We start from the raw sequence: 26,822 nt of genomic DNA, 5'->3' as shown, positions 1-26,822 counted from the left end.
CGCGACCCGGAAGACGCGGGCCGGTCGGCTTCTGCGTCCCCTCGACTCCGTCGACGGACAGGTGTTCCCGACCCCACCTGAGCATCGGATCGAGGACCGCCTCTAATTCTCGCCCCTGCTGAGTTAGCGTGTACTTGACTCGGACCGGCTTCTCGCTCACCACCTCGCGGTCGACGAGCCCCTCCGCTTCGAGCGTCGAGAGGCTGTCCGAGAGCATCTTGTTCGACACGTCGTCGATGGCCGCGCCGAGTTCGCTGAACGTGTGCTCTCCGTTCAGTAACTGCGTGAGGATGATCGGGTGCCACTTGTGGCCCAGCACGTCTGCGACCTCGATGAGGAGGCGCTGCGTGCGCTCGTGCGAGCCGTCGAGTCGGGACAGCGGGATCGGTTCGGTGCTCATACACTATGCGTCACGCGCCGCCGGTATGATCACCCACGCTACGTGTCTCGGGCGAGGGATACCGAGACACGTAGGTACCCGGTTCGGTCCGCGGCCCTCACTCGTCGTCGACGAACGACGAGACGAGCGCGTGCTCCGCCGCCCGGAGGTGTTGATGGAGCGTCGCCGAGGCGATATCGAGGCTCTCGGCGATCTCCTCGGCAGTGTGGTCGCGAGGCCAGTCGTAGTACCCCTTCTCGTAGGCCGTCTCCAAGACCGACCGTTGCCTGTCGGTGAGCCCCGCCGCGCCGTCCGTCGGGACAGGGAGGTCCGCCCCGCGGGTCGGGGTCTGGCGCTTGGCGACCAGCTCGACGTCGTCCCAGTACTCCGAGAGCGCGTCGAGCACGCGCGTGACGTCTTCGTCGTTCGGAACCTCGGCGATCAGCCTCGTGTCGCCGTCGCTCGCGTGGAGCGACACCAGTCCGAACCCGGCCTCGGCGAGCAGCCCCGGGGGCGCGCCCGCGACCGTGATTTCGACGGTACACGTCTCGCCGCGACATTCGACGAGTCGACACTCGCGAATTTCGGGGTACTCGTCGAGGAAGGCTCGGATCTCGTCGAAGTCCCCGTGCGTAATCCGCGTCTCGTACGCGTGCGTGTCGTCGCCGTCGGCGACGCTCCCGAGGTGATCACACCGGCAGTCGAACGCCGCGGAGAGGTCGCCAAGCGGGCTCGCGAAGGAGAACTCCAACTCGACCGCGTCGCTCTCGATCAGCGTGTTCCGGCGTTGGTCGGCGATGATCGCGAACCCAAGCGTCTCTCCGAGCAATTCGAGCCCGCTCTGTGTCGTCTCGGCGAACCCGCTCTCCTCGGTCCCGGCCACGGCGAGCACGCCGAACCGCTGTCGGCCGCAGGCCACGGGGACTGCGGCGGCGATAGGATCGGCTTCAGCGTCTGTATCGGTATCGTTCTCGGATTCGAACCGTCGCCGCTGGACGACCGCGGCGTCCAGTTCGTTGGCTTGCCGAACCAGTTGCCGCGCGAACGGCGACGTGAGGAACGACTCCGCGTCGGTCTCGCTGAACGGGTCCGTCGCGACCGCGCTAGAATCGATCGTCACGGCGTCGGCGTCGCCTCCCGTCCCGACGGTCGCGATCCACGCAGCGTCGTACAGCGACGAGTCGGCGAGTTCGTCACAGACTGACTGTCTGACCGCCGCGCCGCTCGTCGTCCGCAGCACCGACCGAATCACTTCGGTGACGAGGGTGTTGAACCGGTCGGCCGCCGCCAGCTCCTCCTGGCGACGCTCCAGTTCCTCCTGCCGAGACCGGAGCCGCTCGTCGCGCTCGGCGCGGGTCAACGCCGAGCGGACGACGCCGGCGAACAGTTCGATCAGCCGAATGTCCTCCTCCGTCAGCGGTGCCTCGCGGTCGAAGACGCTCAGCACGCCGAACTCGCCGAGCGGAACGTGGACCTCGGCTCGACACGGGTCGTCGGTGTACGCGTCGTCAACCCTCGTTTCGTTTTGGACCGTTTCCCCGCTCCGGTACGCCGCACCGGCGTTCGACGACTTGAGGTCGTACGCGACCGCCTCTCGGACGAGCGCTGCGGCCGCGTCCGACGTCGCAGTCCGCACCAGCTCATTCGCATCGGGGTCGTACAGTCGAACGCAGGCGAGCTCGTGGCCCAAGGCGTCGACGACGGTCCGGATCGCGATTCGGCTTACATCATCACGGTCGGCGGCGGCGAGGAGCTCGCGGCTCGCCTCGGTTACCCCGGTAAGGCGCCGTTCCCGCCGACGCTCTTCGCTCACGTCGCGGGCGACGCAGACGAACTCGCCGCCTTCGAGGCCGGTCACCGACGCGCGAACGGGCAGGTCGTCGCCGTCCGTTCGGGAGATCGTCAGTTCGCCGCGCCACTCTCCCGAGTCGAGGACCGTCGGTCGACAGTCGAGTTCGAATCGGTCTGGGGTCGCGTACAGCTCGCCCCAGCTCGCGCCGGCGATCGCGTCCGGGTCGTCGTACCCGAACAGCGAGGCGTACGCGGCGTTCGCGTGGACGACGACGCCGTCCGCGTCGAGCACGGCGATCCCGTCGTCGGCCGCGGCCATCGCCGCCGACCGGCGGCGCAGCTCGCGCTCGCGCTCCGTGCGCGCCGACGCGTCCCGCACGATCGCGAGTATCCGGTCGGCCCCTCCGAACCGGGCGGTCGTCGCGGTGACGTCGACGGGGACGACCTCGCCGCCGCGCGTGTGACACGACAGCTCCGCGGTGAACCCGCTCCCCCTGTCGCGGACGCGCTCGACGAACGCCTCGAAGACCTCGTAGTCGTGAGGGTGGATGTCCGGTGGGCCGAGCGAGAGGAGGCGCTCTCGGTCGTACCCGAGCAGCTCGCACGCCCGCTCGTTACACCGCAGGATGCGGTTCGCCTCTGAGTCGATGACGAGGACTGCGTCGGGGGTGTGCTCGAACAGCCGTTCGAAGACCGTCGACTCCGGGTCGTCGCCCGTCACAGAGTCGGATTCGGGCGCGTCGCTCATGACGCCAGGGGAAGCGGGGAGTGTCCGTCGATCATTCGGCGTTCTTCTCAACTGGCCCGTTCGGCACGCACGCTTAAGAAACCAATCGCGGAGCGGGCAGTCCGACCGATTTGCCCCCGACCACGCGGTTATCAGGACACCGTAAGCAGTTCGTAGCCGTCGTCGACGAGGGCCGCGACGTCCGGACCGTGCTCTTCGCCGGCCGTTCCGAGAAGCGGGATTCCTTCCCTTCGACAGCCCGCGGTCGCGTCGAACGCGGCCGCGCAGAAGGCGCAGGCGGCGACCTCGACCCCGCCGGCCAGCGCCCGGTCGAGCCCGTCGCGGAGCGGGTGGTCGGCCCGCGTCGCCAGGTCGTCCGGCCACCGGGTCGCCCGCCCGTCCAGGTACACCCGCACGTCGTGGCCGCCGTCGGCGAGCCGGAGCGCGTACTCAACCCCGTTGAGCGCGCTCCCGGTCCTGTCCGGGCCCGCGCTGAGCAACACCGCGTACTTTCCCATACGGACTGGCGGTGGGAGCCGATATAAACGCTATCGGGGAGCCCGGTTACGTCGTTACCCGTCAGTTACCAGGGGAGGGGACGCGATTGCGAGGGTGACGCAGTTGCGAACCGACGCCACGTCAGTCGTCGGCGGTCGGGACGGTGCCGTCGGCGCCGTCGCCGACCCCGGCCGTTCCCGCGCCGTCGCGCGTCCGGAACGTCTCCAGCGACTCCCGGAGGCGGGTCGTCCGCTCTGCTAGGCCCTCCACCTTCTCGGAGACACGGTCCGAGGAGGCGGCCTGCTCCTCCGCGGCGGCCGCGACCGACGAGGCGTTCGTCGAGGTCCGCTGGCTGATCTCGGCGACGTCGTCGACCGATGTCGTTACGTCGTTGACCGCGCGGGCCTGCTCGTCCATCGCGTCGGATATCTCTTTGACACCGTCGTCCGCCTCAGTGATGCGGTCATCGATGTCGGCGAGCGCGGCCTCCGCAGCCTCCACGGTGTCGACGCCCGCGTCGATCCGCTCGCGAATCGCCGTCATCTCCGTCACACTCTCGTCGGTCCGGTCTTCGAGCTCCGCGATGAGCGACTCGACCTCAGCGGCGGCCTCGCTCGTCTCCTCGGCGAGGCTCTTCACCTCGTCGGCGACGACGCCGAATCCGGAGCCCGCCTCACCCGCCCGCGCCGCCTCGATCGAGGCGTTCAGCGCCAGCAGATTCGTCTGGTCGGCGATCTCGGTGATCGTGTCGACGATGACGCCGATACGCTCCATCCCGGCTTCGAGCTGACTGACTGCCTCCGTCGCGGACCGAGAGCGCTCTTCAACGGCGTGGAGCTCCTCGACGGCGCGCCGCGTCGCCGCCCGCCCCTCGTCGCTGAGCTCGGTCGCCCGCTCGGAGGTCGCCGCGACCTGTTCAGCCGAGACGGCGACCTCCTCGGTCGTCGAGGACATCGTCTCCATCTCGCCAGCGATCTCGACGAGCCGGTCGTTCTGTTTCTCCGCGCCAGCGGAGATCTCGTCTATCGACCCGCTCGTCTCGCGGGCGGCCGCGGCGACCTCCTCCGCGCTCGTCGTCATCGCGTCGGTCGCGTCCGCCACCTCGTCGGCAAAACGGCGCACGTCGGAGACAGTAGTCTCGAGCTCCGACAGCGCTTCATTGTATGCGTCCGCGATCTCGCGGAGCGCCTCCGGGTCGTCGCGTTCGACTGAGAGCCGAGCGGTAAGGTCTCCCTCGGCAGCCTCGCCCATCGTTCCTGCGAAGGCCTCGGCACGGGTTTCGAGTGTATCCGCGAACCGTTCCGTCTCGCGTTTGGCCTCGCGGGCGCGCTCCCGCTCTGCCTCCACGTCCTCGATGCGACTCTTCAGCGCGGTCCGCATCGCGTCGAACGACTCGTAAAGCCGGCCGATCTCGTCGTTCGTCTTCGGCTCGAGGTCGACATCGAGATCGCCGTCTTCCAGTGCTTCCGCCCGTCGGCCGAGTTCGTCGAGTTCACGGATCGTCGGACGTGCGAGTCCCACCCCGACGGCCCCGAGGCCGACGATCGCGACGCCGATAATCAACAGAATGTTTCGCGTCACGGCAGCGTGGGCGGCCGGATCGACGACCCCGGCCGTCTGTCGGATAGTGAAGAGGCCCGTCACCGCGATCGCGGCGATGACGAAGGCGATCGAGAGTCCGAACTTGACGAGCCGATTCTGTTCCACCACTGCGGGGACGAGTCGACTTCGAACCCTTTCGCGGCGGCTTCGATCGGACATCACGCTCTCCACCTCCAGCGACGGCCAAGCGGGACGCAGACCGTGATCTGTCGCGAATCCATGTGAGCGACTGTGACGGTCTCCGATTTAATTCGTCGGTACCGATTATCACGCACGGCTCTCACGGGTAACGCGGACGTAACAGGGTTTCTCTCGGCTCACGTCGGTGTTCTTCGCCCTCCGTCGCTCCCCACGTCTGCCCGAATCGCGCGCCCTCACGACCGAGGTTTATCCGTCGCGGCCGACGAGCGAGAATCGCATGATCGTGTTACACGCAGTCTTTCCGCTCGATCCCGAGAAGCGCGACGAGGCGCTCGATCTGATCGCCGACCTCGCTGAGAAATCCCGCGCCGAGCCGGGGATGATCGACTACCGGCCGGCGACGGACGTGGACGATCCGAACGTGGTCCGGTTCTTCGAGCAATACGAGGACGAGGCCGCGTTCGAGGCGCACTCGCAGACCGACCACTTCCAGGAGTTCGAGGCGGCGCTACCCGGCCTGCTCGCCGGCGAGCCGGAAGTCACCCGGTTTGAAGTCGACTCGGCAGCCGAAATGGATCTCTAAGCGGGGGTTGTGAGTCCGGCGGCTTCGACGCGACTTACTGCTCCGCGGGGGAGTCCGTCCGTTCGTCGATCTCGTTGGCCTGACTGATCGCGTCGATCACGTCCCTGGCGATGTGGTCGAGGTCGTCCGCGTACGCCTGTGTCGTCTCGCTCACCTCGTCGACATTCTCGGAGGTTCGAACCGCGCTGTCGGCGATTCCGTCGAGATCGTCGACCGCGTCCGTAATCGACGCTGCGGCAGTGTCAGTGCGCACGTCAACCGTCTCGATCTGGTCTATCGTCTCGTCCGCGGTCGAACGCACCTCCTCGACGGTCGCCTCGATCTCCGTCGCGCGCTCCTGAGCCTGTTCGGCGAGGTCCTTGACTTCGTCCGCGACGACGGCGAAGCCCGAGCCCGCCTCGCCGACGCGGGCGGCCTCGATAGAGGCGTTCAACGCGAGCATGTTCGTCTGGTCGGCGATCTCGTTCAGCATCGCGACGATGTCGTCGATCTCGGTGACCGTCTCGCGGAGCGACTCCAGTTTCTCCTCGGCCGCGGCCGCCGCGGCCTTTGCTTCGTCGACGTCGGCGTTCGCCTCACGGGCCGACCCTCGGGCCGTCTCCGCGAGCGAGGCCGTGTCGGAACTTGATTCGTTCGCCTCCGCGGCACCGCGAGACAGCGACTCGATCGCGTCGCTCGACTCGCTCAGTTCCGTCCCGATCTCCGAGAGGAGCTTCGCGTGCTCGGCCGTGAGCGTCGAGAGGGGCGCCTTCCCCTCCGAATCGGCCGTTCCGTCCGACCCTCCGCTTCCGTTGCGATCGCGTGATTGTCGACTCATGAGTGTGCTCCCGCCGAGGCGGTTAGCGTACACTTCCGCGGGGGCTATTTAATCGTGGTCCGCATATTATCAGAGACGATGTCAGACCACGATCACGACCACGACGACGGCGATATCCACGCGTGTGACTGCGGCGCGACGTTCGACACGCTCGACGAACTGAAAGACCACGCCAAGGAGAATCACCCCGACGCCTACGAAGAGAACTTCGGGGACGAAGCGTAAACCCATTCAGATCGAGTTATGAGCGGGGACGCTACCTGTCCGACCTGCGGCGACGAGACAGAAAGCAGGCTCGCGATCATCGAGCCCTCGGAACTGAAAGCGGAGCGCGAGTACTGCCTCACCTGTGAGACGTTCGTCGACGCGGACGCGCGGAAGCCAGAGTAACCTGTCGTGTCTGCGTCGCCGCGGCGCGCGCCGAGGAAGACCGGCCCATCGCCGAGCGCACCGGCACACGAGAGCCGTCCGATGTCCCCTGCGTCCGACCAGTGAAATATTATATCATCGGAGCAGTAACTAACCATAGAGAGGCGGAAACGGACTTCGGCCGCAACTGTCCGACCGCCGTTTGGGTCCGACCGGTCGAACCGACCACCAGAATCGCAAACTGGACAGTCGACACATGGGCAACGAATCAACGGACGGTGGCGAAGGCATTGAGGCGAGCGGAACCGGTGGGGACCCCGCATCGGTCGAAGAGCGATATCAAAAGGTCTTCGAGTACAACAACGACGCCGTCATGATCGTCGACTTCGAGACCGAGTCGTTCGTCGACGTCAATCCACGCGCGTGCGAACTGTTGGGGTACTCCCGCGAGGAGCTGCTCTCGATGGATCCCGAGGACATCCACCCGGACGATATCGACCGGGTTCGAGAGGAGTTCATCTCGCAGGTCAAAAGCGAGGGAACCGGCTTCACAGACGATCTCACGTGTCTGACGAAGGACGGAGAGAAGGTCCCCACCGAAGTCTCCGGGGCGGCCTTGGAGTCGACGGCGGGTGCGGCGGACGCCGAACCGAGACGGATGATCGCGATGCTCCGAGACATCTCGGGACGCGTTCAAACCCGGCGCCGGCTGGAGCAGAAGGTCGAACGGCTCGACCGGTTCGCCGGTATCGTTTCACACGACCTCCAAAACCCCCTTTCAATCATTCAAGGGCACGCGGAACTCGCCAGACAGACCGGCGACTCAGAACATTTCGACGCGGTCGAGGACGCCGCCGACCGCATGGAAGAGATGCTGTCGGAGCTCCTCCAGCTCACCCGAGAAGGCGATCTGATTCACGAGCGGGAGGATGTCGATTTAGACGCGATCGCGCGTAACGTCTGGGCCGACTGTGACATGGCGCCGGCAAGCCTCGAGGTCGAATCGTCGACGACGCTCCGGGCCGACCGAGACCGCCTTCACGAACTGCTCGTGAACCTCTTCGAGAACGCCCGCGACCACGGCGGACCGTCGGTGACCGTTCGGGTCGGTGTACTCGACGGGCCGGAACTGAACGGCTTCTACGTCGCGGACGACGGGGCGGGAGTCCCGACTGACGACGAGGACGACGTCTTCGAATGGGGTCACACGACGACGGGGGACGGAACCGGGTTCGGGCTGGCCATCGTCGCCGAAATCGCGGAGGCACACGGCTGGGAGATCGGCGTCGAGGAGTCTGCGGACGGCGGCGCAAGGTTCGAGATCGACGGGATCGACCGCTAATGCGAGAGCTCGCACGGCTCGACGCGGACCGGCGAGGCCGTCAACGACGTGGCCGGCGCCATTCACGCGCTTCCGATGCCGAGCAAGGTGGCCGAGACGGCATCCAAGAACGCGGCCCGGGAACCGCTTCCAGTGACTGGTCGGCCATGGACTCAGAGACAGCGCCACAAAAACCGAGCGGGTGCCGACGGTGAGCGACGCCGACGCGTCGAGTCGAGCCGCTCGGTTCGTCGACATCGGGCGGCGGCTCCGCTCGAGTCTCGACGACCTCCTCTCACAGGAGTTCTCGTATTCCTCGGGGCACCTCGCCGCGATCTTACACGGGTGCCTGTTTGCGCCGTCGATCCTGACTTTCTGGTTCGTCAACGGCGTGCTCGACTTCTCGACCGCGGCCGCCGTCGGCGCAGTCGCTACGACGGCCGGACTCCAGATTCGTCTCTTCGCGTACGTGCTTCTCGTGCCGGTGTTCTTGCTTACGAGACTGACCGTTCACCTCGCTCATCCCGTCCATCGGGCACAGGTGCTTTCGGGATCGTGTCCGACAACGGAGCTGATGAGTCTCGACTGGGTCAGTCTGGGTATCCTCGCGACTGGGCTTCCACTCGCGATTCAGAACTTCGGGCCGTGGGTCGGGATGAACGCCGTCCTCCTCGTCGGGATTTTCGTGCTTCCGCGCGTACTGTCGCCGCGGTACCGCTCAGCCGCCAAACTCCTCGCGATCGCCGCCGGCGGGGCGGTGTTCATTTACGCGACTTACGGGGGCGCGATCTCCTTCCTCCCGGCCCCGGCATCGGTCCTCGGCCCCGTCGCGACGGTGTCGCTCACGGACGTGACCACTGAATGGCTGTTCCGGCTCGCTAACAGCATCGCGTTCGGCCCGCCGCTGGTCGCCGCGTTCGGCGTCGCGATGAACCACATTCTGACCCGGCCGGAGCTCCGCGACCTGCCGGTCATCCGGCGGACGCTGCCACACCGCGACTCGGACCAGGTTGTCGCCGCAAGCGCGGCATTCGGGACGACGTTCTATCTTATAATCGTCGCGGCCGCGACCGGTGAGGTTGTTTTACTTCCCTGAACCAGAGTCCTCCGGAAGCCCCGTACTGGCGGGAACGGCGGGAGGCGAATTAGAAACCTCCTCGGGGCGGTACGCCGCTGAAAACGACTTTTGTTCGGCCATTCGGCACATACAAATGATATACCGCGTGTGGATAATGGAACCGAACAGCCGCCGCACACTTAATTTACTGCGGCGCGCCGGATGACGTCATGAGTAGAGACTCGACTTCGACCGGGGCGGCAGGCGACACGAATTGGTACAAAGCGCTCGACCCGGACGAGCTGCCGGAGGGACGGGTGAAGGCGGTGAGCTGCGGCGACACGACAGTCGCGATGACGCACCAGAATGGTGAGTACGCCGCGCTCGACAATCGCTGTCCCCACCAAGGTGGGCCGTTGGGCGAAGGATCTATCGAGACTGGACTGCTCCGCTGTCCGTGGCACGGCTGGGACTTCGACCCGCTGACGGGGAAAACACCCGGATCCCACGACGACTGTGTCGAAACGTTCCCGGTAGAAGTGCGCGACGATGGGATCTACGTCGGATTCCCCGAAGAGGAGCCGCACGAGCGGACGGTGTCGGACGTGATCGCCGAGACGCTGGTCAACTGGGGGGTCCGGCAAGTGTGGGGGATCGTCGGACACTCGAATCTCGGGCTCGCCGACGCGCTCCGCCGCGAAGCGGCCGGGGGAAACCTCGCATATTATGGCGTACGCCACGAGGGGGCTGCCGCGTTCGCTGCCTCCGCGTACGGGAAGCTCACCGGCCGCCCGGCGGCGTGCTTCTCCATCGCCGGCCCCGGTGCGACGAACATGCTCACCGGACTGTGGGACGCGAACGTTGACCGCTCGCCGACGATCGCGCTCACCGGACAGGTCGAGTCGCAGGTGCTCGGCACAGGGAACTTCCAGGAAGTCGATCTGGAGGCGGCCTACGGCGACGTCGCTGAGTTCGAGGCGACCGTCCTCCCCGACAGCGACCACGCCGAACTCGCGACGCGGGCGGCCAAGACCGCGATTCTTGACCGTGGAGTCTCGCATCTGGTCTTCCCCGACGAGATCCAGACCCAGTCGGCCGAGGGCGTCGATCCCGGGGACCCGGAGGGACGGATCACGGACCGCGACATCACGCCACCGGAAAGCGCGCTCGCTGACGCGACCGATCTCCTCGCGAACGCCGAGCGGCCGGTGATTGTCGTCGGTCACGGGGCCCGATTCGAGATGGACGGGATCGTCGACCTGGCCGAGCGGCTACAGTGTCCCGTGCTGACGACGTTCAAAGCGAAGGGACAGATCCCCGACTCACATCCGCTTGCGGGGGGCGTCCTTGGCCGGAGTGGGACACCTATTGCGAGCCACTTCATGAACGAGGCGGATTTACTGGCCGTCTTCGGCGCGAGCTTTTCGAACCACACCGGCATCGCGGAGTACAAGCCGACGATCCACGTCGACTACGACGCGATGACGCTCGGGAAGTTCCACAGTATCGACGTGCCGGTGTGGGGCGAGATCGGTGTCACCGTCGACGAACTCCACGAGCGACTTGACGAAGTTGAGGCGGAGAGCCAGCGCGAAGAGATCACCGACCGCTGGGCAATTTGGCGTGAGGAGAAGGCCAGCCGGCGAGCGGGGATACCGGAACGCGGCGTCAACTACGCCACGGCCTTCGAGGCGATGACCCGGCTCGTTCCCGACGACGCAATCATCCCCGTTGACGTGGGGAACAACACCTACGCGTTCGGCCGGTACTTCGAGCCGGAACACCAGTCCGTGCTCATGTCGGGGTACCTCGGATCGATCGGATTCGCGTTCCCAGCGGCCCTAGGCGCGTGGGCAGCCACCCAGGAGCCGGAGTCGGAGTTCAGCGGTCGTAAGGTGGTCTCGGTGTCCAGCGACGGCGGCTTCGGCCAGTACATGAGCGAGTTCACGACCGCGGTGAAGTACGATATGGACGTTACCCACGTCTTGTTGAACGACGACGAACTCGGGAAAATCAGTAAGGAGCAGCGGACCGGGGGCTGGGATGTCTGGCAGACCGACCTCGTCAACCCCGAGTTCGCGGCGTTCGCGGAGAACTGCGGGGGCCTCGGTCTCTTCGTCGACGACCCCGCCGACCTCGACGACGCACTCGAAACCGCAATCGCCCACGACGGTCCCGCGCTCGTCGAGATCCTCACCGATGCCGATCCGGTGTGAACGCCCGTCTCGATACGTAGCTGCGGTCTCCGAGACGCCTGGATTCGATAAATAAATCCACCGCTCGCGTGTTCGGCCGGTGACCGGACGCGATACGTATTAATTTTTAGTGAGAGAGTATCGGGCATGGGAACTGACACTGCTCGGGAGAGGCCCGTCCCGAACCGCGACACCGCCGTCCCCGATTCCTACGCGATCCACGTCGACGCTCGAGGCGTCGACGTGTGGCAGTATCGCGTCGATCTCGAGGAACCGGACGGCGCTTGGCGGTTCGTCGAGACGCACGACGCCCCGGACGACCTCCGGGTGTCGCTCGATCTCGCGGCCCTGACGCCTCCGTCCGAGAGCGGATACTGGGTGTACAGCAGGACCTACGACTGCGAAACCGACTGTAAATAGGGCGCGGCCGAATCGCTCAGGCCTATAGTTCGAGCGAGTAGATCCGCTTTCGGGCGTCGGCAAACGAGATTCGTGACGAAACGATTTCGGCCTCTTCGAGCTGATCGAGCGCATACCGAACGGTCCGCGGGGGGAGAAGCGTCGACTCGGCAAGGGCCGACTGCGTGCTCTCGCCCTCGTACTCGAGGGTCTTCGCGACCAGCTTGGCGCTGGGCGAGAGGTCGAGGAGTTCCGGGGGCGCCGACCGCGCCGAAATCGTGGTGTCGTCCGGCATCACAGGTGGAGATAGCCGGACGAACGTCTTAATCTTCGAGCGTTTGTGCGATCAATTCACACAGGTGAGCACCGCGACCGACGCGGTTTGTCTCACTCCGTCGACGCTGCCCACTCCAGGAGCGGTTCAAGCCGCGCCCGTAGCTCGTCACCGTCCTTAGTGAGGGCATACTCGACGCGAGGCGGGATCTCGTTATACTGGGTTCGAGAGACGAGACCAGCCTCCTCGAATTCGTCGAGTCGTTTCGAGATGGTTGAAGTACTCGCCGTCGGAAGGTGTGCTTCGATCTCCGCGAAGCGAAGCGAATCGTGCGCCCCGATGATGCTGACGAGCTGTATCGCGTATTTCTGACTCAGTGTGCTGATAACACCCGTGAGCGGACAGTAGCACGTGCCGTCAACATCACAGGCGGGAGCGTCTGCGGTGGTATCTGCCATAGCTTTGTAGCCTCCAACTTACTCCATAGCTTTGGACTCCGAAGTATAAACGCTTCCTGTTGTAAAGTAAGGGTACACGTGACTAGCGACCCCCAATACGACCTCGTGATTCTCGGCGGTGGCGCCGCAGCTTTCGCTGCGATCACCGAAGCGAGTCGACGGGACCTCACGACGGCAATGGTGAACACCGGCCTGCCTATCGGCGGGACCTGCGTGAACGTCGGCTGTGTCCCGAGTAAGCATCTGCTTGCCGTCGCTGAGAACGGTGCTGCCGCGGCAGAGAATCCCTTCGACGCCGTTCGATACCTTGAGGAGCCGACCGTCGACTGGGCCGACGCACTCGACGGCACCGACGCACTTGTCGAACGGTTCCGGCAGGAGAACTACGTCGATGTCGCCGAGCACTTCGAGACCGACATCTACGAGGGGTACGGCCAGTTAGTCGACAGCGAGGGACGCAGTCCCTCGGGCAACCGGACGCAGTCCGGTGACGACACGACTATCGAGGTCGTCGACGGCGCCGACGAGGGCGCACGCATCACCGGAAAAAAGGCGCTCGTCGCGACCGGAAGCTCACCGTGGGCACCGCCCATCGATGGCCTCGACGACGTCGACTACTACACGAGCGAGACGATTCTCGAAGAGCGCGATCTCCCCGAGAGTATCGTAATACTCGGTGGCGGCTACATCGCGCTGGAGTGGGGCCAGATCCTCCACCGTGTCGGCGTCGGCGTGACCATCCTCCAGCGCTCCGAGCACGTCCTCTCCGGGATGGAAGGACAACTCGGGCGTGAGATGCTGCGCGCGTTCGAGGAGGAAGGCATCGAGGTAATTACTGGCAACGACTTCCAGCGCGTCCGGACGCCAGCAGCCGCCGGTGGAATCAAAACGAGACAGTCGGGCGTCGCCGTCGAGACGGCCGTCGACGGCACCGAACGAACGATCACTGGCGACGCGCTGTTCGTCGCGACCGGCGTCCAGCCCAACAGCGATGGGATCGGTCTCGCATCAGTAGGGGTGGAAACGGACAACAACGGAAGGATTCACGTCGACGAGCACTTCCAGACGACGAATTCCCACATCTACGCGGCCGGCGACGTGATCGGCGAGCCTGAACTCGAGACAGTTGCTGCCAAGGAGGGCAATCACTCCGTCAGGAACGCGTTCGGTAACGAGGCCGTCAGCATCGACTATGACGCGGTTCCCGCAGTCGTCTTCACCAGCCCCGAGGTCGCTGCTGTCGGCACGACCGAACTGGAGCACACGGAGGAGCACGGGACATGTTCGTGCCGGACTGTTCAGATGGAGGATGTACCACGGGCGAAAGCCGTCAAGGACACCGATGGTCTCGTTCAAGTAGTCAAGCACCACGAGACCGACGAGATCGTCGGCGTCCACACGGTCGGCCCCCGTGCCGCCGACATGATCGTGGAAGCGACGCTGGCGGTGAAGTTCGGTCTCACCGTCGGCGACATCATCGACACCGTCCACCCGTTCCCGACGTTCAGCGAAGCGTTCAAACAGGCCTGTCAGGCGTTCCGGAGAGATACGTCGAAGATGAGCTGTTGTATCGAGTAGCGATCTCCAAAACAAACGTCGAACACACCGTTCTGAGCTGTTTGTTCTGACAGCCGGAGCGCTCGTGCGAACTCGTTTCACATCCGCCAAGACTGTTTAAAACGCTGCGATCACTCTATACCAAGATCGAATGTTGGAACTCTATCGGCTTCCCGGCTGTCCGTACTGTGCGAAGGTCGAAAACAAGCTCGACGAACTAGATCTGGAATACGAGCCGCATAACGTACTCCCCTTTCGGTTTCTCCGATTCGAGGTGAAATCGGTGAGCGGTCAGTCCGGGGTACCGGTGCTCGTCGACCCCGAACACGGAATCGAGGGGCTGGCAGAGAGCGACGACATCGTCGCCTATCTCGAGAACACGTACGCCTGAGGCGGTTTCAGCAGGCCGTCGGAAACGGTGTTCCTCCAGGCGCCGTTTTCGGACACCACTACGATGAGCGGTTCAATCGTCGCATTCGGGTAGGTAGGACAATGACCAAGCGAGGGTGGATTATTGGTCATGGGGGAGAGGAGGGAAGCGTGTGCCCCTGATTCCTCTATCAAAAACTACGATTTAACCGATATTACATATGGCGTGTAAATGCGCCACCCGCGACAGTCCGACGATTACGCATCGCGATACGCTCACAACGAGTAGAACGAACGCGGTCCATGGTCGTCCTGCCACGCAAACGCGTAGAGACGGCGGGTTTCGACGCGCCGGAGCCGGCGACCGTCGTTACTTTCGCCCGTTGTGAGTGCCCACGTCACGCCATCACCGCTGACCGAGCCGTCTTCAAGTCGGAGTTCGAATTCCGGCTGCTCGAAGGCGTGGAGGCCGTCGTCGGTCGCAAGGACAACGACAGCAGCTTCACCCACCGTTGCCTCCACGACGCCGCCGGCCGCCTCAACGATCGGACGCGGAAAGCCAAGCGCGCCGCCGTCGGCCGGCGTCACGCCGAGAACGACCGTCTTCGGGTCGAGGTCATCCCGATTCCATTCGCGCTCCGGGCCCTCGCCACGCATCCCGCGGAGGCCGAACGCCTCGCGCTCTTCGTACGTCTCGTATCCGGAGGTGTCATACCCGTTCGCGGCGGCCGATCCCTCAGACTCCGGTTGGAGTACGACCCCGTCCGGATGCGCCTCGCGGAAGGCCGCGTACGTCGTCATCGGCCCCGGCCGAACGCGGAGTCGATCGCCGGCAAGTTCGCCCGCGATACACTCGCCGGTGGACTGCTTCCACTCGGAGTCGGTCTCGCGGTCGTACAGCACGAGGTCGTCGTCGGCCAGCTTCCCCGAGACGCCGAAGGTGAGCCGGCGGCCGTCGACGGCCGCGTCGTAGACGACGCCGCTCCCGCAGATCGGGCACCAGGTGACGGCGATCGGATCGGCGTCGCCGTCGGCGGTCTCGACGGCGTCGTTGATGACCTCGTGGTAGTTGAGGATCCGAATCGGGTAGGCGCGGGCGGGCGCCCCCTTGTCGCCCGGCTCGACGACGAGTACCTCGTCGTCGGGCTCACCGAAGTACTCGTCGCCGAAGGTCGGGTCGTCGATGCTCGGGATCGCGTCCTTCGGAAGGACTGAAATCACGTTCATAACTGACTCGTTCGAGTCGTTCACTGGTCTTCCGGAGCGGTGAGGTGTTCTCGCCCCCAGTCGCGCATGGCGATGATCACGGGTTCGAGCGACCGCCCGCGGTCCGTCAGAGAATACTCCACGCGGAACGGCTTCTCGCTGACGACGGTCCGGTCGATGAACCCGTGTTCCTCGAGGTCTTCGAGGACGTCCGACTGGACCTTCCCTGAGATCCCGTCTACCTCCTCTTTGAGCGCGTTGAATCCCAGCGGTCCATTCTCCAAGAGTCGGTGAATGACGACGGGATGCCACTTCTTACCGATCAGCGTCGCGGTCGTCGTGATCGGACACCACTCGCTGCCCGCACACCACACCTCTAACGGTTCGGAATCGGTACTCATACCGGGTCCACGGTCGCCACGAAAATAAAGGTACGTTTGGTAACCAGATGAGGAAACGAAACCAAGGATACCAATCGGTTACCCGGTTACCCGTCCGTTCGCGTGAGCTTTTCAATTACCTATCCATACTAAGTTACTGTAAGTAACCATGAGCGAACTCGAAATTGATGCCGACAGCACGGCCGTCCTGATCACCGACCCGCAAATCGACTTCCTGAAACCGGAGAGCGTGGTGTGGGACAAGGTCGGCGAGACCGTCGAAGAGAACGCCGTCGTCGACAAGATCCGACGACTCCGCGATGCCGCCCGCGAGGGCGACGTGCCCGTATTCTACTCGCCGCACGAGTACGAGGAGGCCGAGTACGAGAGCTGGGAACACCTGAACACCATCGATCAGATCATGTTCGACACGCGAATGTTCGACGTCGCCGGCGACGGCGCCAACTTTGTCCCGGAACTCAAACCGGACGACAACACGTTCGTCCTCTCGCCACACAAGCAGCTCTCCGGGTTCTGGAGCAACGACGCGCAGATCCAGCTCCGGCAGCGCGGCATTGATACGATCGTGCTCGCAGGGATGAGTGCGAATCTCTGCGTGGAGTCACACCTGCGCGACGCCGTCGAGAACGGTTTCGAGGTGCTGACCGTGACCGACGCCACGGCGGCCGCCGGCGAGGAGGCGCTTCAGGCGGCGCTCACGAACTACGGGTTCATCGCCCACGAGACCGCCGAGACCGACGACGTGGTCGAGCGGCTGGCGGCGGCGGAGTAGGGGCAGCGTCGTAAGAGAACTCGGCTACGCGGCGTCTTTCCACACGTTAGTCGTCGGTGGTCGACAGACATCAGACAGATGCGACTCCTCACGAGGTAGCGCGGTCGAGTCACACAACCAGTACAACTCTTTACAAACGGACAGTAATCGAACGTATGGACCGGCCGTCTCCGAACGACCGTCTCGCATTTAAATTCGAGGGCGTCGTGATAGCGGTCGTCGCGTTCGCGCTGACGCGGGGGACGGTCGCCGACCTGTTGGTGACAGAGCGGGGGTTCGCGATGGAGATGAGCGCGGTACTGGTGTTAGCGGTCGGATTCGGCGTCGTCCTGTACGGGATCAACCTCACCGTCAGCGCCCGAGACCGGACGTACACCCGGACCGTCCTCGGCTGGTTCCTCGGCGGCGCCGCTGCGGTCGGACTCGTGCTCGGACCGTTGCTGATCGCGTCGTCGTCGGGAGACGCCACCGCCACAGCTGCCGCCGTCGGGATCGTCGGCGGCGGCGCGGGACTGCTCGTCGGGGTCCGCAGCGCGGAGACGGACCGACGGCAGGCCACGGTCGACCGGCAGATCGAGCAGGCGCGGCTCCTCAATCGGATCCTCAGACACGAGGTCCGCAACTCCGTCACGATCCTCCGGGGCCACTCGGAGATCCTGTTCGAGAAGCGCGAAGGGACCGCCGATCGGAGCAAGACGGCGATCACCGACGCGATCGCGCGGATCGAACGGGCGGTAGACGAGACGCGCTTTCTCACGGTCGGCACCGTCGACGGCGGCAGCGGGCTAGAGCCGATACGGCTCGACGAAGCGATCCGGAGGCATGCGGAGCGCACCGATCGAGACGCGTCGGCGGTGGCGGTTCCGTCGGTGACGATCAGAGCGGACCGATACGTTGACCGGCTGCTCGACGAACTCGTCGCACTCCCTGACTGGGCGGACACCGGCGCCGATCCCCTCGCCGTCGACGTCGGGGACCGATACGTCGAACTGTCCGTCACGGCCCCCGGAGCGTGGCTCAGCGCTCGCGAGCGCGACGTGCTCGTCGAGGGGATTCCCGAACAGGAGCGGAACGACGTGGACTACGGTGTCCCGGTCCTCCGGCTTCTTGTCGCGAGATACGGCGGAGATATCGGCGTCGACGACACCGGCGAAGCGACGAGCCTCCGGGTGCGGCTCCCGCGGACCGGTCGAACCGGCACGGCCGGCGACACGCCGGGACTCGCGAGCGGGACGCTGTGGCGGACGCTCGGCATCGGGCTGGCGGCCGGCGTCGCGATGGGCGCGTTCTTTCAGGCGACCACCGGAACGCTGCCGGTGATCGGCGCGCTGTACGGGGCGTCCGTCTCGTCGGTAGGGTGGGTCGCGCACCTGTTCCACAGCGCCGTGTTCGCGACCGTGTTCACCGTGGTCCGCTCCGAGGTGCCCGGCAGGCTGCTCGGTGAATCCCTCGGAGCCAGCGTCGCCGCGGGGGTCGGGTACGGGCTCTTCCTGTGGTTCGTCATGGCAGGGGTGGTTATGAGCCTCTGGTTGAACGTCGTGGGGATCGCGACCCCGCTCCCGAACCTCAGCCCGGCCTCTCTTGTCGGTCACCTCCTCTGGGGCGGACTCGTCGGCGCGCTCTCGGCGACGCTTCCGCCGCTTCCCGACCGGCAAGCGGTCCGGGACCGGACGCTGGCCGCCCTGCGTAACTGAGTGCTCCGAGTCGCCTCCGCCGGAAGTCGGAGCGCCTCTCAGGCGATCCCCGCGCCGCCGAGGATCAGCCGGACACCGATGACCGTCAACAGTCCGAGGACGACCCCGCGCCGGAGGCGTTCGCTCACGCGCTCGCGGAGGCGTTTTCCGACCGCGACCCCCGCGACGGCGGGGACCGCGGCGGCGACCGACGCGAGGACGAGACCGAGATCCGGGTACAGTCCGAGCGCTCCAGCAGCGCCGACTCGGAGGCCGTTGATGCCGACGAACACGAGCGCGACGACCCCGACGAACAGCCCGTGTGAGAGGTCGAAGCTCCGCACGAACGCGACGAGCTGGACTCCGACGTTCGTCGCGCCGAACAGGACGCCGGAGACGACGCCGACGATCGCCATGACGAGCGGCGTGTCGGCGAGCTCCCGCTCGCTCACGACAGGGAGAGACGGTAACGGGACGGCGTGCTGATTCGTCGCGACGAAGCCGAGCGAGACGAACCCGAGCAGGATCCGAAGCGGGGCTTCCGGGAGCCGGTTGAGGAGTGCCATCCCGAGGAGAGTGCCGACCAGCGCGGCGACGAGCAGCGGCGCGAATCGGGTTCCACACGTTCGCAGCTCCTCGCGGGTGAGGTCGCCCACGAGTGCGACATTCACGGCGAACATCGGAATGATCATGAACGTGACGGCGGTCGCGGGATCGAGTGTCGCGGCGAGTACCATGGTCCCAACGACGGCGAATCCGAACCCTGCGACCCCGTTGACGGCGCCCGCGACCCCGACCACGACGGCGATCGTTGCCGCCAGTTCGACCGAGAGCGCGAGCGTCATACGCCTGAGATGACGCGGTTATTCATAAATAACCGCTGACTGTGTAGTGCCATGACACAGGCGCGAGGTCGGCCGTGTTCCGACGGCGGCGCTCGGGCTCTCGGACGCGTATTGAGGTGTGTGCGATCACATCACACGATCGGCCGAGGCTCATACCCATCGGCTGTCGTTATTTAAATATGCTCCAAACCGGACAGACGGCGCCGACGTTCGAACTCCCGGGTGCGGGCGGCGGACGGATCGACACGCATGGCCTCGCCGAGTACGCCGATAACGGGTGGGCGGTCGTGGTGGTGTTTTACCCGTTCGACTTCCACCCGGTGTGTACCAGCCAGATGTGTACGCTGCGGGACAGCGAGGCGCTGTCGCTGCTGGAGAACACCGTCGTCCTCGGGATCTCCACCGACACCGTCTACAGTCACCGTGCGTTCGCCGAACAGCATCGCATCGACTTCCCGCTGCTCTCAGACAGCGACGGCCGTGTCGCCGAGGCGTACGGCGTGCGCGCCGACGCGATCGACGACCACCGCGGGGTCGCGCGTTCGGCGGTCTTCGTGGTCGATCCGGACCGCACCGTCCAGTACGCGTGGCGAAGCGAGGAGACCGACGACGAACCGGATCTTGAAGCCGTCGAACACGCCGCGCGGTGTCACGGTGACGAGTGCGAACTGCCGGACGGGAAGTCGTACCTGTGAGCGCAACTGCTGACAGCCATTACCGACCAGTAACTCGGTTACCCGTCCGTTCGCGCGTCTTTATCCGATAGTCTCGCATCTGGGTTACTAGAGGTAACCTGCGTCGGCTCGCCGGCGCGTATTACACATCATGGTAAGCATACTCACCGGACTGATCGCTGGACTGATCGCGACCGTCGTCATGACGATGTTCATGATGACGATGGGAGACGACTCGCCGCCGCCGACTGCTGCCCTCTGGGCGAAGTACGTCGGCGACGAGGGGCCCGAGGCGTACATGAAACAGGGCATGCTGCTCCACATGCTGTACGGGGTCGGCGCGGGGGCCGCCTTCGCGGTCGGTGCGACCGCACTCGGGCTCGCTGTCGGCACCGGAGCCCTCGTCGGGAGCGTCCTGTGGGGGCTCGCCTTCGGGCTCGTCCTGATGGTCGGCGGAATGATGTTCTGGATGCGAATCGTCCTCGCAATGGAACCCGACCCGAAGACGATGGCTGCGTTCGGCTTCTTCCACGTCGTCTACGGCGTCGTACTGGGCGCGGGAATCGCGCTACTCCCGGTGTAAGACGTGGGCACGAACACGAACGCGGACGGTCCTCGCCCGGGATGCCTGCGCGACGACCGCCCGGTCCGCAGCTGTACCGCGGCGGCCGGATCGGCGGTCGGTCGCGGAATAGAAGCGACCGTTCGACGCGCCGCGTTCTGGACGGCGATCGCGTTTCCGACGGCGTACGTCATCGGGGCCGTCGATCCCGTCGCGGCGGCGCTACCGGTCGGCTGGCTCCCGCTCGCGATCGCGACGCATCTGCTGTTGCTGTGGGTCGGACACGGCGCTCACCATCCGGAGTAAGCAATGTCAGGCGCACTCGCACTAGCGACCGGGGCCGACCCGCTGCCGCTGCTCTCGACGGTGTCGCTCGATCGAATCCTCGATCACTGGTGGGTGTTCCCCGCGTCGATACTGTTCTCGATGGTCGCCATCGCAGCCGGCGTCTCGGGCGCGCTCTTCTTCAGCCCGTTCTTCCTGTTGGCCGTCGGGCTCGGTCCCGCGCAGGCGGTCGGCGCGGGCCTGATGACTGAAGTGTTCGGGATGGGGAACGGTCTCCGGTCGTACGTCAAGCAGGGCGTCGTCGACTACGCGACTGCGAAGTGGCTGTTGGTCGGCGCGCTGCCGGCGATCGTGATCGGCTCGTTCGCGGCCCATTACGTCCCCGACACGCTGTTGCGCGGCGGGTTCGGCGTCGGGCTGTTCGTGCTCGGCGGGTTCCTGTTGTACTCCGACTCCCCCGAGGAGACCGAACCCGGCGAGCGCGAAGGCGAGTTCCTCGAAAAGAAGAACGCGGAGTGCGGTACCACCGTTGTCAACGCCAGCGACGGCGGCCGGTTCGTCTACCCGACGTGCTGGCGCCCGCCGGGCGTCGCCCTCGCGGCGCTCGGCGGGGCGATCACTGGGTTGATCAGCGCCGGTCTCCCCGAGATCGTGACGACCCAGCTCGTGGCGCGGTGTCGGATGCCGCCGCGAGTCGCCGTCGCCACGTCGGTGTTCGTGCTCGCGATCGCCGCGGTCGCCGGGGCCGCCGTCCACGCGCTGGCCGCGACGCCGGTCTGGTACGTGGTGGTCTGGTCGATTCCCGGCGTAATCGTCGGCGGAACGATAGGCGCCCGCGTCGGCAAGCACGTCCCAAGCGGGCTCATGGAGCGCGGGCTCGGCGTCGTCTTCGGGATCGTCGGGGCGATCGTCCTCGTGACGACGTTCGGCGTTTGAGAGTACGTTCGGCGCGTCGCTCCTCGGGCGCCATCCCCTTCTCGGCGAGTTCCGCGAGTGCGGCCGGCGACTTCCCGAGGTCGGACAGCCCCATCCCCCGCGAACGTGGTCGGCTTTCGTGAACTGAACCTCCTCGTACGCGACTATCTGTAGCCTGTTTCCCACGGGTCGCGGAAATCGAGCCCGTTCGTGGGGAGCGTCTCGATCCCGCGCTCGTCGGGGGGACGCTCGACGGCCGCCCGGTCGTCGACGACTACGAGATCATCACGTTCTAACCCGGACGATCGGCGCGGCGGTGCCCGTTACTTTCGACCGTCTTCTTCGATGTTCGCCCGAACGACGGCTATCGGCTCGCCTGTCTTCGCGACCAAGTCCCTTACCGCCTCGTCCGAGTCGGCTGGCGCGCAGCCCAAGTCCCGGATCGCCTCCGTCGTCGAGGCGTGCTTGACGTGGACGCGGTCGTCCGTGTCGGATCGCACCCCCGACAACTGCCGTTACCTCCGACGCGCCGTGCCCGTTGCCGGTCCGGACGGACTTATGACGGCGTCGCGCCATCTCCCGACATGATCGAACTCACGCGGGCGGCGTACGACGAGGTCGTGTACCGGGCGTACGAGGGCGGCGAAGCGGAGATCTGCGGCGTGCTCGCCGGCGAACACGGCGACGACGGTGACCCGAGCGTCGTGACGGAGACGTACGCGGCCGAGAACGTGGCGGAGACACCCGAGATCCGGTACCTGATCGACCCCGAAGAGCAGTTCGAGCTGATCGAGACCGTCGAGGAGGCCGGCCTCGACGTGGTCGGCTTCTACCACTCGCACCCGACCGGCCCGACCCACCCGAGCGAGACGGACGCCGCGCGGGCGACGTGGCCCGACCGCTCGTACGTCATCTGCGCGCTCGACGGCTACCCGTTCGTCGGGTCGTGGCGCTGGCGCGACGACGCGGACGCGTTCGAACAGGAGACGGTGTCGGTCCGGAGCGAGCGATAGGACGGGGTCGAGTGATAGGTCTATTTGTAAATCATCGACTCCGGATCGGTGGTGACCACCTCCAAAGCCCCAGCCGCGAGGACTCGCGCACCTCGTTGCGCTCCTCGCTCGTTCGCTCCGCTCACTCGCTGTGGTGCTTACGTCGGTGGGCTTCGCCCTCGCAGCTGCCCCTTTGAGTCCCGCCCCGCACAGCACCTCACACCTCCCCAGCCTCGTCGCCGGACTACGTCCGGCTGCAAGCGAGAGCTTCGCTCTCGCCCTGTCAGTCACCTCCGCTTCGCTCCGGCGACTGACTCCAGCGAGGGACCGAAGGTCCCTCTGGCAGTCGGGCGAAGCCCGACGACCTCGCGCGTGCTGACTCGCGGCCTCCGCTTCGCTCCGGCCGCTCGCAGGCACGCGCCACCGCATCGCCTGTTTATAAATTACCATCGCCGGCTCGCGCATTTTTAAATACGCACCGACGCACCGCGGTCAGCGGTCGAATTGAAAAGTGGAACCGCTCCGAGTGTCGGGCCTCAGTCGCTCGCTTCGATTTCCGGTTCGGCGTCGCCGCCGACGTCGATCGCACAGGAGGCGGTGTACTCCACGTCGTGGACGGAGTCGATGGCGGGGTCGTCGCCGCACACCGGGCAGTCGTCCTGCTTGGGGATCTCGACCTTGTCGAACTCCATGTCGAGCGCGTCGAAGAACAGCATCGAGCCGTCGAGGGTCTCGCCTTTGCCCATGATGTGTTTGACCGTCTCGGTCGCCTGGAGGCAGCCGACGGTGCCCGGGAGCACGCCGAGCACGCCGGCGGTCGCGCAGTTCGGGACCATCCCGGCCGGCGGCGCCTCGGGGAACAGGCAGCGGTAACACGGCGAGTCGTCGTCGCCCGCGAACGTCGTCACCTGGCCCTCGAACCGGAAGATGGACCCGTGCGAGAAGGGGATCCCGGCGAGGGTACAGGCGTCGTTGACGAGGTAGCGCGTCTCGAAGTTATCGGTGCCGTCGACGACGAAGTCGTACCCGTCGATCAGCTCCTCGATGTTGTCGGGTGTCACCCGCATCTCGTGTTTCCGGACGTCGACGTCGGGGTTGAGGTCGGCGACGAACTCCGCGGCCGAGTCGACCTTCTTCCGGCCCACGTCGTCGTCGCCGTGGATCACCTGTCGCTGGAGGTTCGACAGCTCGACCTCGTCGTCGTCCGCGATCCCGAGCGTGCCGACGCCGGCGGCGGCGAGGTACTGGATGATCGGCGCGCCGAGCCCGCCGGCGCCGAGGACCAGCACCTCCGCGTCCAGCAGGTCCTTCTGCCCCTCCGGCCCCACGTCGTCGAGGATGATGTGTCTGGAGTAGCGGTCGAGCTGCGTCGGATCGAGGTCGAGGTCACTCATTCGGCCGCACGTAACGTCCGCGGACGGTTAAGCCGGCCGTCCACCGGTGGGTGCTGCCGCCATCTCGGAGGTGCGTCGCGGACGCACGGGCGGCGCGTGACGCCTCGTCGCCGCGGCGGAACTCCCGTACCTGCCGGTGTCATCGCCGTCGAGAGGGTACCCGTCGGCCGGACACGCGGGAATCCATTCCGACGCCGCCGGCGACCGTGTCAGACCGTGGTCGACGTTGCCGTCGACACGCCCCTTTTGAGGACGAGCGTCGAAGGGAGGGTATGGCCACGATCAAACTCCCGGCCGCGCTGGTCGGCGGGTCGGCGACTTCGAAAGTCGAGGTCGCCGGCGAGACGGTGGCGGAACTGTTCGACAACCACGCCGCGGAACACGGCGACGAGCTGCGCGACAGCGTGATCGAGGACGGCGAGATCAAGGAGTTCATCAACGTCTACGTGGACGGGACACCGGTGGACGGACTCGACGCCGAAGTCCCGGACGACGCGCAGGTGCGGGTCATCCCCGCGGCGAGCGGCGGGCGGTAACGCGGTCGACGCTTCTCGGCTCTTCTCCGGCGCTTATAGGTACTCTTCCCACAGCGGGATGTCCGCGTACTTGTCGCCGCGGTCGCACAGCATGAACACGACCGCGTCGTCGTCCGCGAGGTCGCCAGCCTCGTCGAGGGCCGCGACGGCGGCCGCGCCCGCGCCGGCCGAGGTCCCCACGACGAACTGCCCGCCGACGCGGAGGTGCTCGCGCATCGTCTCCGGGTCGTACTGCCCGGCGTCCGCGATCGGGACGGGCTCGTCGGCGTACCGCTCGCGGAGCGCCCGGGCCCGCTCGTAGGCGTCGTCGGTCGTGACGTACAGCTTCCGGTCGAGCACCGACTCGTCGTACGTCTCCGGGTGGTAGTGGTCGCCCGTGCGGAGGTATTTCAGCCCGTCGATGGCGTGGAGCGGCTCCTCCGGCTCGAACCCGACGATCTCGACGGCCCCGTCGCTCAGGTCGGTCAGCCCCCGGCCCGTTCCGGTGATCGTGCCGCCCGTCCCGGCGCCGGCGACGAAGTGGGTCACCCCGCCGTCCGTGGCCTCGTATATCTCGCGCGCGGTCGTCCGCTCGTGGGTCCCGGGGTTGTCCGGGTTCTCGTACTGGTTCGGCCGGTAGTAAGCGTCGGGGTCCGCGGCGACGATCTCCTCGCAGCGCTCGATGACGGCGTCGTACCCGAGGTCGGCGTCGACGAAGTGGATCTCGGCGCCGGCGTCGCGGACGGCCTCGACCTTCCCGCCGGCGGCGTTGTCGGGCATGACGATCTCCACGTCGTAGCCGCGTGCGGCCGCGAGGCGGGCGACCTCGCTGCCGGTGTTCCCCGAGGTCGGCTCGATCACGGTGACGCCGGGTTCGAGGTCCCCGCGCTCCTCCGCGCCGTCGAGCATCCCCTTCGCGATCCGCGATTTGATCGACCCGCCGCCGTGGGGCGCCTCGTAGAGGTTGAACCACTCGGCCTTCGCGTACACCGCCGCGTCGCTCTCCAGGTCGAGGTCGAGTTCGACGAGCGGCGTCTCGAAGATCGTCGACTCGTCGACGGCGTGTCCGGTCATACCTCCCGTTCGCCGCTCCCGAATAAGAGTCCGACGAAAACGGCGGTTTCGGGCCACGTCGCGGTCGTGCGCGGCAGACGCCCGTCCGTGATACGGGAGAAACCTGCCGGTCACGAAAGCTGTTCCACGACGGGAGACGTACGGGTGGCCATGAGTGAACTATCGTGGGACGACGTCGTCGAGATGCCCGACGAGCTCGACGACGAGACCGCCGAGGCGCTCTTCGAGGACGCGACCGAGGTACAGGACATGACCGGCGAGGTCTGTCCCTACCCGCAGGTCGAGGCGAAGAAGGCGATCGCGGGGCTCTCGCCCGGCGACGTGCTCGTTCAGGAGACGGACCACGTGCCCAGCACGGAGAACGTCCCGAAGGCGGTCGGCGAGGACGCGACCGCCAAGGTGTGGAAGTCCGGTAACGGCCGCTACCGCATCTTCATGCGGAAGGAGTAACCATGGTCGAGGAGCTCACCCCCGAGGAAGTCAACGAGCGCGTCCAGCAGGGCGACATCCGCGTCATCGACACGCGGCCGGCGTCCGAGTACGAGCAGGGCCACATTCCCGGCTCGATCAACGTCCCGCTCGGCGACCTCCCCTCTCGGGTCCCCGACATCGACTGGGACGACACCGACGTCGTCTGCGCCTGCCCCGTCGGCGAGTCCTCGAAGCAGGCCGCGATGCTGATCAGCAGCTACGAGGGCGTCGAGGACGACGTGGTCGTCGCGAGCATGGCCGGCGGCTACCAGGAGTGGACGTTCGAGTTAGAGACCGGCGGGTCGGCGGACGCCTGAGCGGACGGTCAGATTTCCTCGCAGTTCCCCTCGCCTCGGAGTGATTTCTCGGGCACGTAATGCCGATTTTTATATAATACTGGATACGGCGGGGCGGTGGCGCGTGCCGACGAGCGCCCACAGGGCGCGAAGTCGCACGCGCGAGGGAGTCGGCCGACCGGAGCGAAGCGGAGGGAGGCCGACGAGGCT

Annotated in this window: 32 protein-coding genes; 19 read left to right on the top strand and 13 right to left on the bottom strand. The window is 66.1% G+C overall.

From position 1 onward, the window contains the following. The 4 genes from EXE45_RS14065 to EXE45_RS14050 form a co-directional block, all read right to left on the bottom strand. Positions 1–400: helix-turn-helix domain-containing protein (locus EXE45_RS14065; RefSeq protein ID WP_137694703.1), on the bottom strand; the 400-nt coding region annotated here is incomplete at its 3' end. A 97-nt stretch (positions 401–497) separates the two neighbouring features. Further along, complete coding sequence (locus tag EXE45_RS14060; RefSeq protein WP_137694702.1) at positions 498–2,918, bottom strand: PAS domain S-box protein; 2,421 nt, start codon at positions 2,916–2,918, stop codon at positions 498–500. A 131-nt stretch (positions 2,919–3,049) separates the two neighbouring features. Beyond that, the gene (locus EXE45_RS14055; RefSeq protein ID WP_137694701.1) at positions 3,050–3,415 is read right to left on the bottom strand and encodes a DsrE family protein; all 366 of its coding nucleotides are present in this window, start codon (positions 3,413–3,415) and stop codon (positions 3,050–3,052) included. Between the two features lie 121 nt (positions 3,416–3,536). Further along, entirely contained in the window at positions 3,537–5,105 is a 1,569-nt protein-coding gene (locus EXE45_RS14050; protein WP_241988317.1) for a methyl-accepting chemotaxis protein, read from the bottom strand. A 310-nt stretch (positions 5,106–5,415) separates the two neighbouring features. Here EXE45_RS14050 and EXE45_RS14045 point away from each other — a divergent pair, with 310 nt between their 5' ends. Further along, positions 5,416–5,721: a putative quinol monooxygenase gene (locus EXE45_RS14045; RefSeq protein WP_137694704.1), complete on the top strand. Its 306-nt coding sequence runs from the start codon at positions 5,416–5,418 to the stop codon at positions 5,719–5,721. 34 nt (positions 5,722–5,755) lie between these two features. On the opposite strand, the gene EXE45_RS14040 is transcribed toward EXE45_RS14045, so the two are convergent. After that, positions 5,756–6,538 (bottom strand): methyl-accepting chemotaxis protein, encoded by a 783-nt coding sequence (locus EXE45_RS14040; RefSeq protein WP_241989492.1) that lies wholly within the window; start codon positions 6,536–6,538, stop codon positions 5,756–5,758. 78 nt (positions 6,539–6,616) lie between these two features. Here EXE45_RS14040 and EXE45_RS19695 point away from each other — a divergent pair, with 78 nt between their 5' ends. The 6 genes from EXE45_RS19695 (at position 6,617) to EXE45_RS14020 (ending at position 11,900) form a co-directional block, all read left to right on the top strand. Next, positions 6,617–6,763: a hypothetical protein gene (locus tag EXE45_RS19695; protein WP_158293594.1), complete on the top strand. Its 147-nt coding sequence runs from the start codon at positions 6,617–6,619 to the stop codon at positions 6,761–6,763. An 18-nt stretch (positions 6,764–6,781) separates the two neighbouring features. Further along, complete coding sequence (locus EXE45_RS19690) at positions 6,782–6,928, top strand: hypothetical protein (protein ID WP_158293488.1); 147 nt, start codon at positions 6,782–6,784, stop codon at positions 6,926–6,928. 235 nt (positions 6,929–7,163) lie between these two features. Next, positions 7,164–8,249, top strand: a complete 1,086-nt coding sequence (locus EXE45_RS14035) for a PAS domain S-box protein (RefSeq protein ID WP_092923463.1) — start codon at positions 7,164–7,166, stop codon at positions 8,247–8,249. A gap of 190 nt (positions 8,250–8,439) precedes the next feature. Then, positions 8,440–9,324 (top strand): hypothetical protein, encoded by an 885-nt coding sequence (locus EXE45_RS14030; RefSeq protein WP_137694699.1) that lies wholly within the window; start codon positions 8,440–8,442, stop codon positions 9,322–9,324. Positions 9,325–9,515: 191 nt separating this feature from the next. Further along, positions 9,516–11,501 (top strand): thiamine pyrophosphate-binding protein, encoded by a 1,986-nt coding sequence (locus tag EXE45_RS14025; RefSeq protein ID WP_137694698.1) that lies wholly within the window; start codon positions 9,516–9,518, stop codon positions 11,499–11,501. A gap of 126 nt (positions 11,502–11,627) precedes the next feature. Beyond that, complete coding sequence (locus EXE45_RS14020) at positions 11,628–11,900, top strand: hypothetical protein (protein ID WP_092923469.1); 273 nt, start codon at positions 11,628–11,630, stop codon at positions 11,898–11,900. Positions 11,901–11,922: 22 nt separating this feature from the next. Here EXE45_RS14020 and EXE45_RS14015 read toward each other — a convergent pair whose 3' ends face one another. Next, positions 11,923–12,174, bottom strand: coding sequence for a MarR family winged helix-turn-helix transcriptional regulator (locus tag EXE45_RS14015; RefSeq protein ID WP_092923472.1), 252 nt, complete (start codon positions 12,172–12,174; stop codon positions 11,923–11,925). A 92-nt stretch (positions 12,175–12,266) separates the two neighbouring features. Next, entirely contained in the window at positions 12,267–12,611 is a 345-nt protein-coding gene (locus tag EXE45_RS14010; RefSeq protein ID WP_092923475.1) for a helix-turn-helix domain-containing protein, read from the bottom strand. 78 nt (positions 12,612–12,689) lie between these two features. Between EXE45_RS14010 and merA the strand changes: the two genes are divergently transcribed. Further along, positions 12,690–14,189, top strand: coding sequence for a mercury(II) reductase (gene merA, locus EXE45_RS14005; RefSeq protein ID WP_092923478.1), 1,500 nt, complete (start codon positions 12,690–12,692; stop codon positions 14,187–14,189). A gap of 130 nt (positions 14,190–14,319) precedes the next feature. Next, positions 14,320–14,559, top strand: coding sequence for a glutathione S-transferase N-terminal domain-containing protein (locus tag EXE45_RS14000; RefSeq protein WP_092923481.1), 240 nt, complete (start codon positions 14,320–14,322; stop codon positions 14,557–14,559). A gap of 254 nt (positions 14,560–14,813) precedes the next feature. Here EXE45_RS14000 and EXE45_RS13995 read toward each other — a convergent pair whose 3' ends face one another. Continuing rightward, on the bottom strand, positions 14,814–15,764 hold the full coding sequence (locus EXE45_RS13995; RefSeq protein ID WP_092923855.1) for a DUF3179 domain-containing (seleno)protein: 951 nt from the start codon (positions 15,762–15,764) through the stop codon (positions 14,814–14,816). A 20-nt stretch (positions 15,765–15,784) separates the two neighbouring features. Then, positions 15,785–16,144, bottom strand: a complete 360-nt coding sequence (locus EXE45_RS13990; protein WP_137694697.1) for a helix-turn-helix domain-containing protein — start codon at positions 16,142–16,144, stop codon at positions 15,785–15,787. Between the two features lie 148 nt (positions 16,145–16,292). Here EXE45_RS13990 and EXE45_RS13985 point away from each other — a divergent pair, with 148 nt between their 5' ends. Beyond that, a complete protein-coding gene (locus EXE45_RS13985) occupies positions 16,293–16,916 on the top strand; it encodes a cysteine hydrolase family protein (protein ID WP_137694696.1) in 624 nt (207 codons plus the stop codon). A 155-nt stretch (positions 16,917–17,071) separates the two neighbouring features. Continuing rightward, the gene (locus EXE45_RS13980; protein ID WP_137694695.1) at positions 17,072–18,610 is read left to right on the top strand and encodes a histidine kinase; all 1,539 of its coding nucleotides are present in this window, start codon (positions 17,072–17,074) and stop codon (positions 18,608–18,610) included. A 38-nt stretch (positions 18,611–18,648) separates the two neighbouring features. Here the strand turns inward: EXE45_RS13980 and EXE45_RS13975 are convergent, their stop codons facing one another. Continuing rightward, on the bottom strand, positions 18,649–19,434 hold the full coding sequence (locus EXE45_RS13975; protein WP_137694694.1) for a TSUP family transporter: 786 nt from the start codon (positions 19,432–19,434) through the stop codon (positions 18,649–18,651). A gap of 179 nt (positions 19,435–19,613) precedes the next feature. On the opposite strand from EXE45_RS13975, the gene EXE45_RS13970 reads away from it, so the two are divergent. From EXE45_RS13970 to EXE45_RS13955, 4 genes are all read left to right on the top strand, one after another. Next, the gene (locus EXE45_RS13970; RefSeq protein ID WP_137694693.1) at positions 19,614–20,129 is read left to right on the top strand and encodes a redoxin domain-containing protein; all 516 of its coding nucleotides are present in this window, start codon (positions 19,614–19,616) and stop codon (positions 20,127–20,129) included. Between the two features lie 130 nt (positions 20,130–20,259). Next, on the top strand, positions 20,260–20,691 hold the full coding sequence (locus tag EXE45_RS13965) for a hypothetical protein (protein WP_167603411.1): 432 nt from the start codon (positions 20,260–20,262) through the stop codon (positions 20,689–20,691). A 3-nt stretch (positions 20,692–20,694) separates the two neighbouring features. Then, positions 20,695–20,976: a hypothetical protein gene (locus tag EXE45_RS13960; protein WP_137694692.1), complete on the top strand. Its 282-nt coding sequence runs from the start codon at positions 20,695–20,697 to the stop codon at positions 20,974–20,976. Positions 20,977–20,979: 3 nt separating this feature from the next. Further along, positions 20,980–21,891 carry a sulfite exporter TauE/SafE family protein gene (locus EXE45_RS13955; protein WP_137694691.1) on the top strand — a complete coding sequence of 304 codons (912 nt, stop codon included), beginning with the start codon at positions 20,980–20,982 and terminating at the stop codon, positions 21,889–21,891. Between the two features lie 302 nt (positions 21,892–22,193). On the opposite strand, the gene EXE45_RS19685 is transcribed toward EXE45_RS13955, so the two are convergent. Next, positions 22,194–22,379, bottom strand: coding sequence for a hypothetical protein (locus EXE45_RS19685; RefSeq protein ID WP_206750472.1), 186 nt, complete (start codon positions 22,377–22,379; stop codon positions 22,194–22,196). A gap of 75 nt (positions 22,380–22,454) precedes the next feature. On the opposite strand from EXE45_RS19685, the gene EXE45_RS13945 reads away from it, so the two are divergent. Continuing rightward, positions 22,455–22,883, top strand: a complete 429-nt coding sequence (locus EXE45_RS13945; protein ID WP_092923507.1) for a desampylase — start codon at positions 22,455–22,457, stop codon at positions 22,881–22,883. 515 nt (positions 22,884–23,398) lie between these two features. Here the strand turns inward: EXE45_RS13945 and EXE45_RS13940 are convergent. Continuing rightward, positions 23,399–24,256, bottom strand: coding sequence for a molybdopterin-synthase adenylyltransferase MoeB (locus tag EXE45_RS13940; RefSeq protein ID WP_092923510.1), 858 nt, complete (start codon positions 24,254–24,256; stop codon positions 23,399–23,401). 272 nt (positions 24,257–24,528) lie between these two features. Between EXE45_RS13940 and EXE45_RS13935 the strand changes: the two genes are divergently transcribed. Then, complete coding sequence (locus tag EXE45_RS13935) at positions 24,529–24,792, top strand: MoaD/ThiS family protein (RefSeq protein WP_137694690.1); 264 nt, start codon at positions 24,529–24,531, stop codon at positions 24,790–24,792. 33 nt (positions 24,793–24,825) lie between these two features. Here the strand turns inward: EXE45_RS13935 and EXE45_RS13930 are convergent, their stop codons facing one another. Continuing rightward, complete coding sequence (locus tag EXE45_RS13930; RefSeq protein ID WP_137694689.1) at positions 24,826–25,845, bottom strand: PLP-dependent cysteine synthase family protein; 1,020 nt, start codon at positions 25,843–25,845, stop codon at positions 24,826–24,828. Positions 25,846–25,995: 150 nt separating this feature from the next. Here EXE45_RS13930 and EXE45_RS13925 point away from each other — a divergent pair, with 150 nt between their 5' ends. Together EXE45_RS13925 and EXE45_RS13920 are read left to right on the top strand one after the other, a co-directional pair. After that, on the top strand, positions 25,996–26,295 hold the full coding sequence (locus tag EXE45_RS13925) for a sulfurtransferase TusA family protein (RefSeq protein ID WP_092923519.1): 300 nt from the start codon (positions 25,996–25,998) through the stop codon (positions 26,293–26,295). Positions 26,296–26,297: 2 nt separating this feature from the next. After that, positions 26,298–26,633: a rhodanese-like domain-containing protein gene (locus EXE45_RS13920; protein ID WP_137694688.1), complete on the top strand. Its 336-nt coding sequence runs from the start codon at positions 26,298–26,300 to the stop codon at positions 26,631–26,633. Positions 26,634–26,822: the final 189 nt, after the last annotated feature.

This window comes from Halorubrum sp. SP9, assembly GCF_005435015.1.
Taxonomy (GTDB): domain Archaea; phylum Halobacteriota; class Halobacteria; order Halobacteriales; family Haloferacaceae; genus Halorubrum; species Halorubrum sodomense.
The sequence above is the reverse complement of the archived record's forward strand: the minus strand, read 5'-3'. Positions and strand labels throughout refer to the sequence as shown.

What these genes read in the sequence shown, in the direction of transcription:
- EXE45_RS13945 (WP_092923507.1), top strand. Translation starts at nt 22,455, where the DNA reads ATGATCGAACTCACGCGGGCGGCGTACGACGAGGTCGTGTACCGGGCG.
- EXE45_RS13925 (WP_092923519.1), top strand. Translation starts at nt 25,996, where the DNA reads ATGAGTGAACTATCGTGGGACGACGTCGTCGAGATGCCCGACGAGCTC.
- EXE45_RS14000 (WP_092923481.1), top strand. Translation starts at nt 14,320, where the DNA reads ATGTTGGAACTCTATCGGCTTCCCGGCTGTCCGTACTGTGCGAAGGTC.
- EXE45_RS13970 (WP_137694693.1), top strand. Translation starts at nt 19,614, where the DNA reads ATGCTCCAAACCGGACAGACGGCGCCGACGTTCGAACTCCCGGGTGCG.
- EXE45_RS13920 (WP_137694688.1), top strand. Translation starts at nt 26,298, where the DNA reads ATGGTCGAGGAGCTCACCCCCGAGGAAGTCAACGAGCGCGTCCAGCAG.
- EXE45_RS14020 (WP_092923469.1), top strand. Translation starts at nt 11,628, where the DNA reads ATGGGAACTGACACTGCTCGGGAGAGGCCCGTCCCGAACCGCGACACC.
- EXE45_RS13995 (WP_092923855.1), bottom strand. Translation starts at nt 15,764, where the DNA reads ATGAACGTGATTTCAGTCCTTCCGAAGGACGCGATCCCGAGCATCGAC.
- EXE45_RS13985 (WP_137694696.1), top strand. Translation starts at nt 16,293, where the DNA reads ATGAGCGAACTCGAAATTGATGCCGACAGCACGGCCGTCCTGATCACC.
- EXE45_RS14025 (WP_137694698.1), top strand. Translation starts at nt 9,516, where the DNA reads ATGAGTAGAGACTCGACTTCGACCGGGGCGGCAGGCGACACGAATTGG.
- EXE45_RS13955 (WP_137694691.1), top strand. Translation starts at nt 20,980, where the DNA reads ATGTCAGGCGCACTCGCACTAGCGACCGGGGCCGACCCGCTGCCGCTG.
- EXE45_RS14055 (WP_137694701.1), bottom strand. Translation starts at nt 3,415, where the DNA reads ATGGGAAAGTACGCGGTGTTGCTCAGCGCGGGCCCGGACAGGACCGGG.
- EXE45_RS19690 (WP_158293488.1), top strand. Translation starts at nt 6,782, where the DNA reads ATGAGCGGGGACGCTACCTGTCCGACCTGCGGCGACGAGACAGAAAGC.
- EXE45_RS13930 (WP_137694689.1), bottom strand. Translation starts at nt 25,845, where the DNA reads ATGACCGGACACGCCGTCGACGAGTCGACGATCTTCGAGACGCCGCTC.
- EXE45_RS13940 (WP_092923510.1), bottom strand. Translation starts at nt 24,256, where the DNA reads ATGAGTGACCTCGACCTCGATCCGACGCAGCTCGACCGCTACTCCAGA.
- EXE45_RS14060 (WP_137694702.1), bottom strand. Translation starts at nt 2,918, where the DNA reads ATGAGCGACGCGCCCGAATCCGACTCTGTGACGGGCGACGACCCGGAG.
- EXE45_RS19695 (WP_158293594.1), top strand. Translation starts at nt 6,617, where the DNA reads ATGTCAGACCACGATCACGACCACGACGACGGCGATATCCACGCGTGT.
- EXE45_RS14010 (WP_092923475.1), bottom strand. Translation starts at nt 12,611, where the DNA reads ATGGCAGATACCACCGCAGACGCTCCCGCCTGTGATGTTGACGGCACG.
- EXE45_RS14040 (WP_241989492.1), bottom strand. Translation starts at nt 6,538, where the DNA reads ATGAGTCGACAATCACGCGATCGCAACGGAAGCGGAGGGTCGGACGGA.
- EXE45_RS13965 (WP_167603411.1), top strand. Translation starts at nt 20,260, where the DNA reads ATGGTAAGCATACTCACCGGACTGATCGCTGGACTGATCGCGACCGTC.
- EXE45_RS13935 (WP_137694690.1), top strand. Translation starts at nt 24,529, where the DNA reads ATGGCCACGATCAAACTCCCGGCCGCGCTGGTCGGCGGGTCGGCGACT.
- EXE45_RS14015 (WP_092923472.1), bottom strand. Translation starts at nt 12,174, where the DNA reads ATGCCGGACGACACCACGATTTCGGCGCGGTCGGCGCCCCCGGAACTC.
- EXE45_RS13980 (WP_137694695.1), top strand. Translation starts at nt 17,072, where the DNA reads ATGGACCGGCCGTCTCCGAACGACCGTCTCGCATTTAAATTCGAGGGC.
- EXE45_RS14035 (WP_092923463.1), top strand. Translation starts at nt 7,164, where the DNA reads ATGGGCAACGAATCAACGGACGGTGGCGAAGGCATTGAGGCGAGCGGA.
- EXE45_RS13990 (WP_137694697.1), bottom strand. Translation starts at nt 16,144, where the DNA reads ATGAGTACCGATTCCGAACCGTTAGAGGTGTGGTGTGCGGGCAGCGAG.
- EXE45_RS13975 (WP_137694694.1), bottom strand. Translation starts at nt 19,434, where the DNA reads ATGACGCTCGCGCTCTCGGTCGAACTGGCGGCAACGATCGCCGTCGTG.
- EXE45_RS14045 (WP_137694704.1), top strand. Translation starts at nt 5,416, where the DNA reads ATGATCGTGTTACACGCAGTCTTTCCGCTCGATCCCGAGAAGCGCGAC.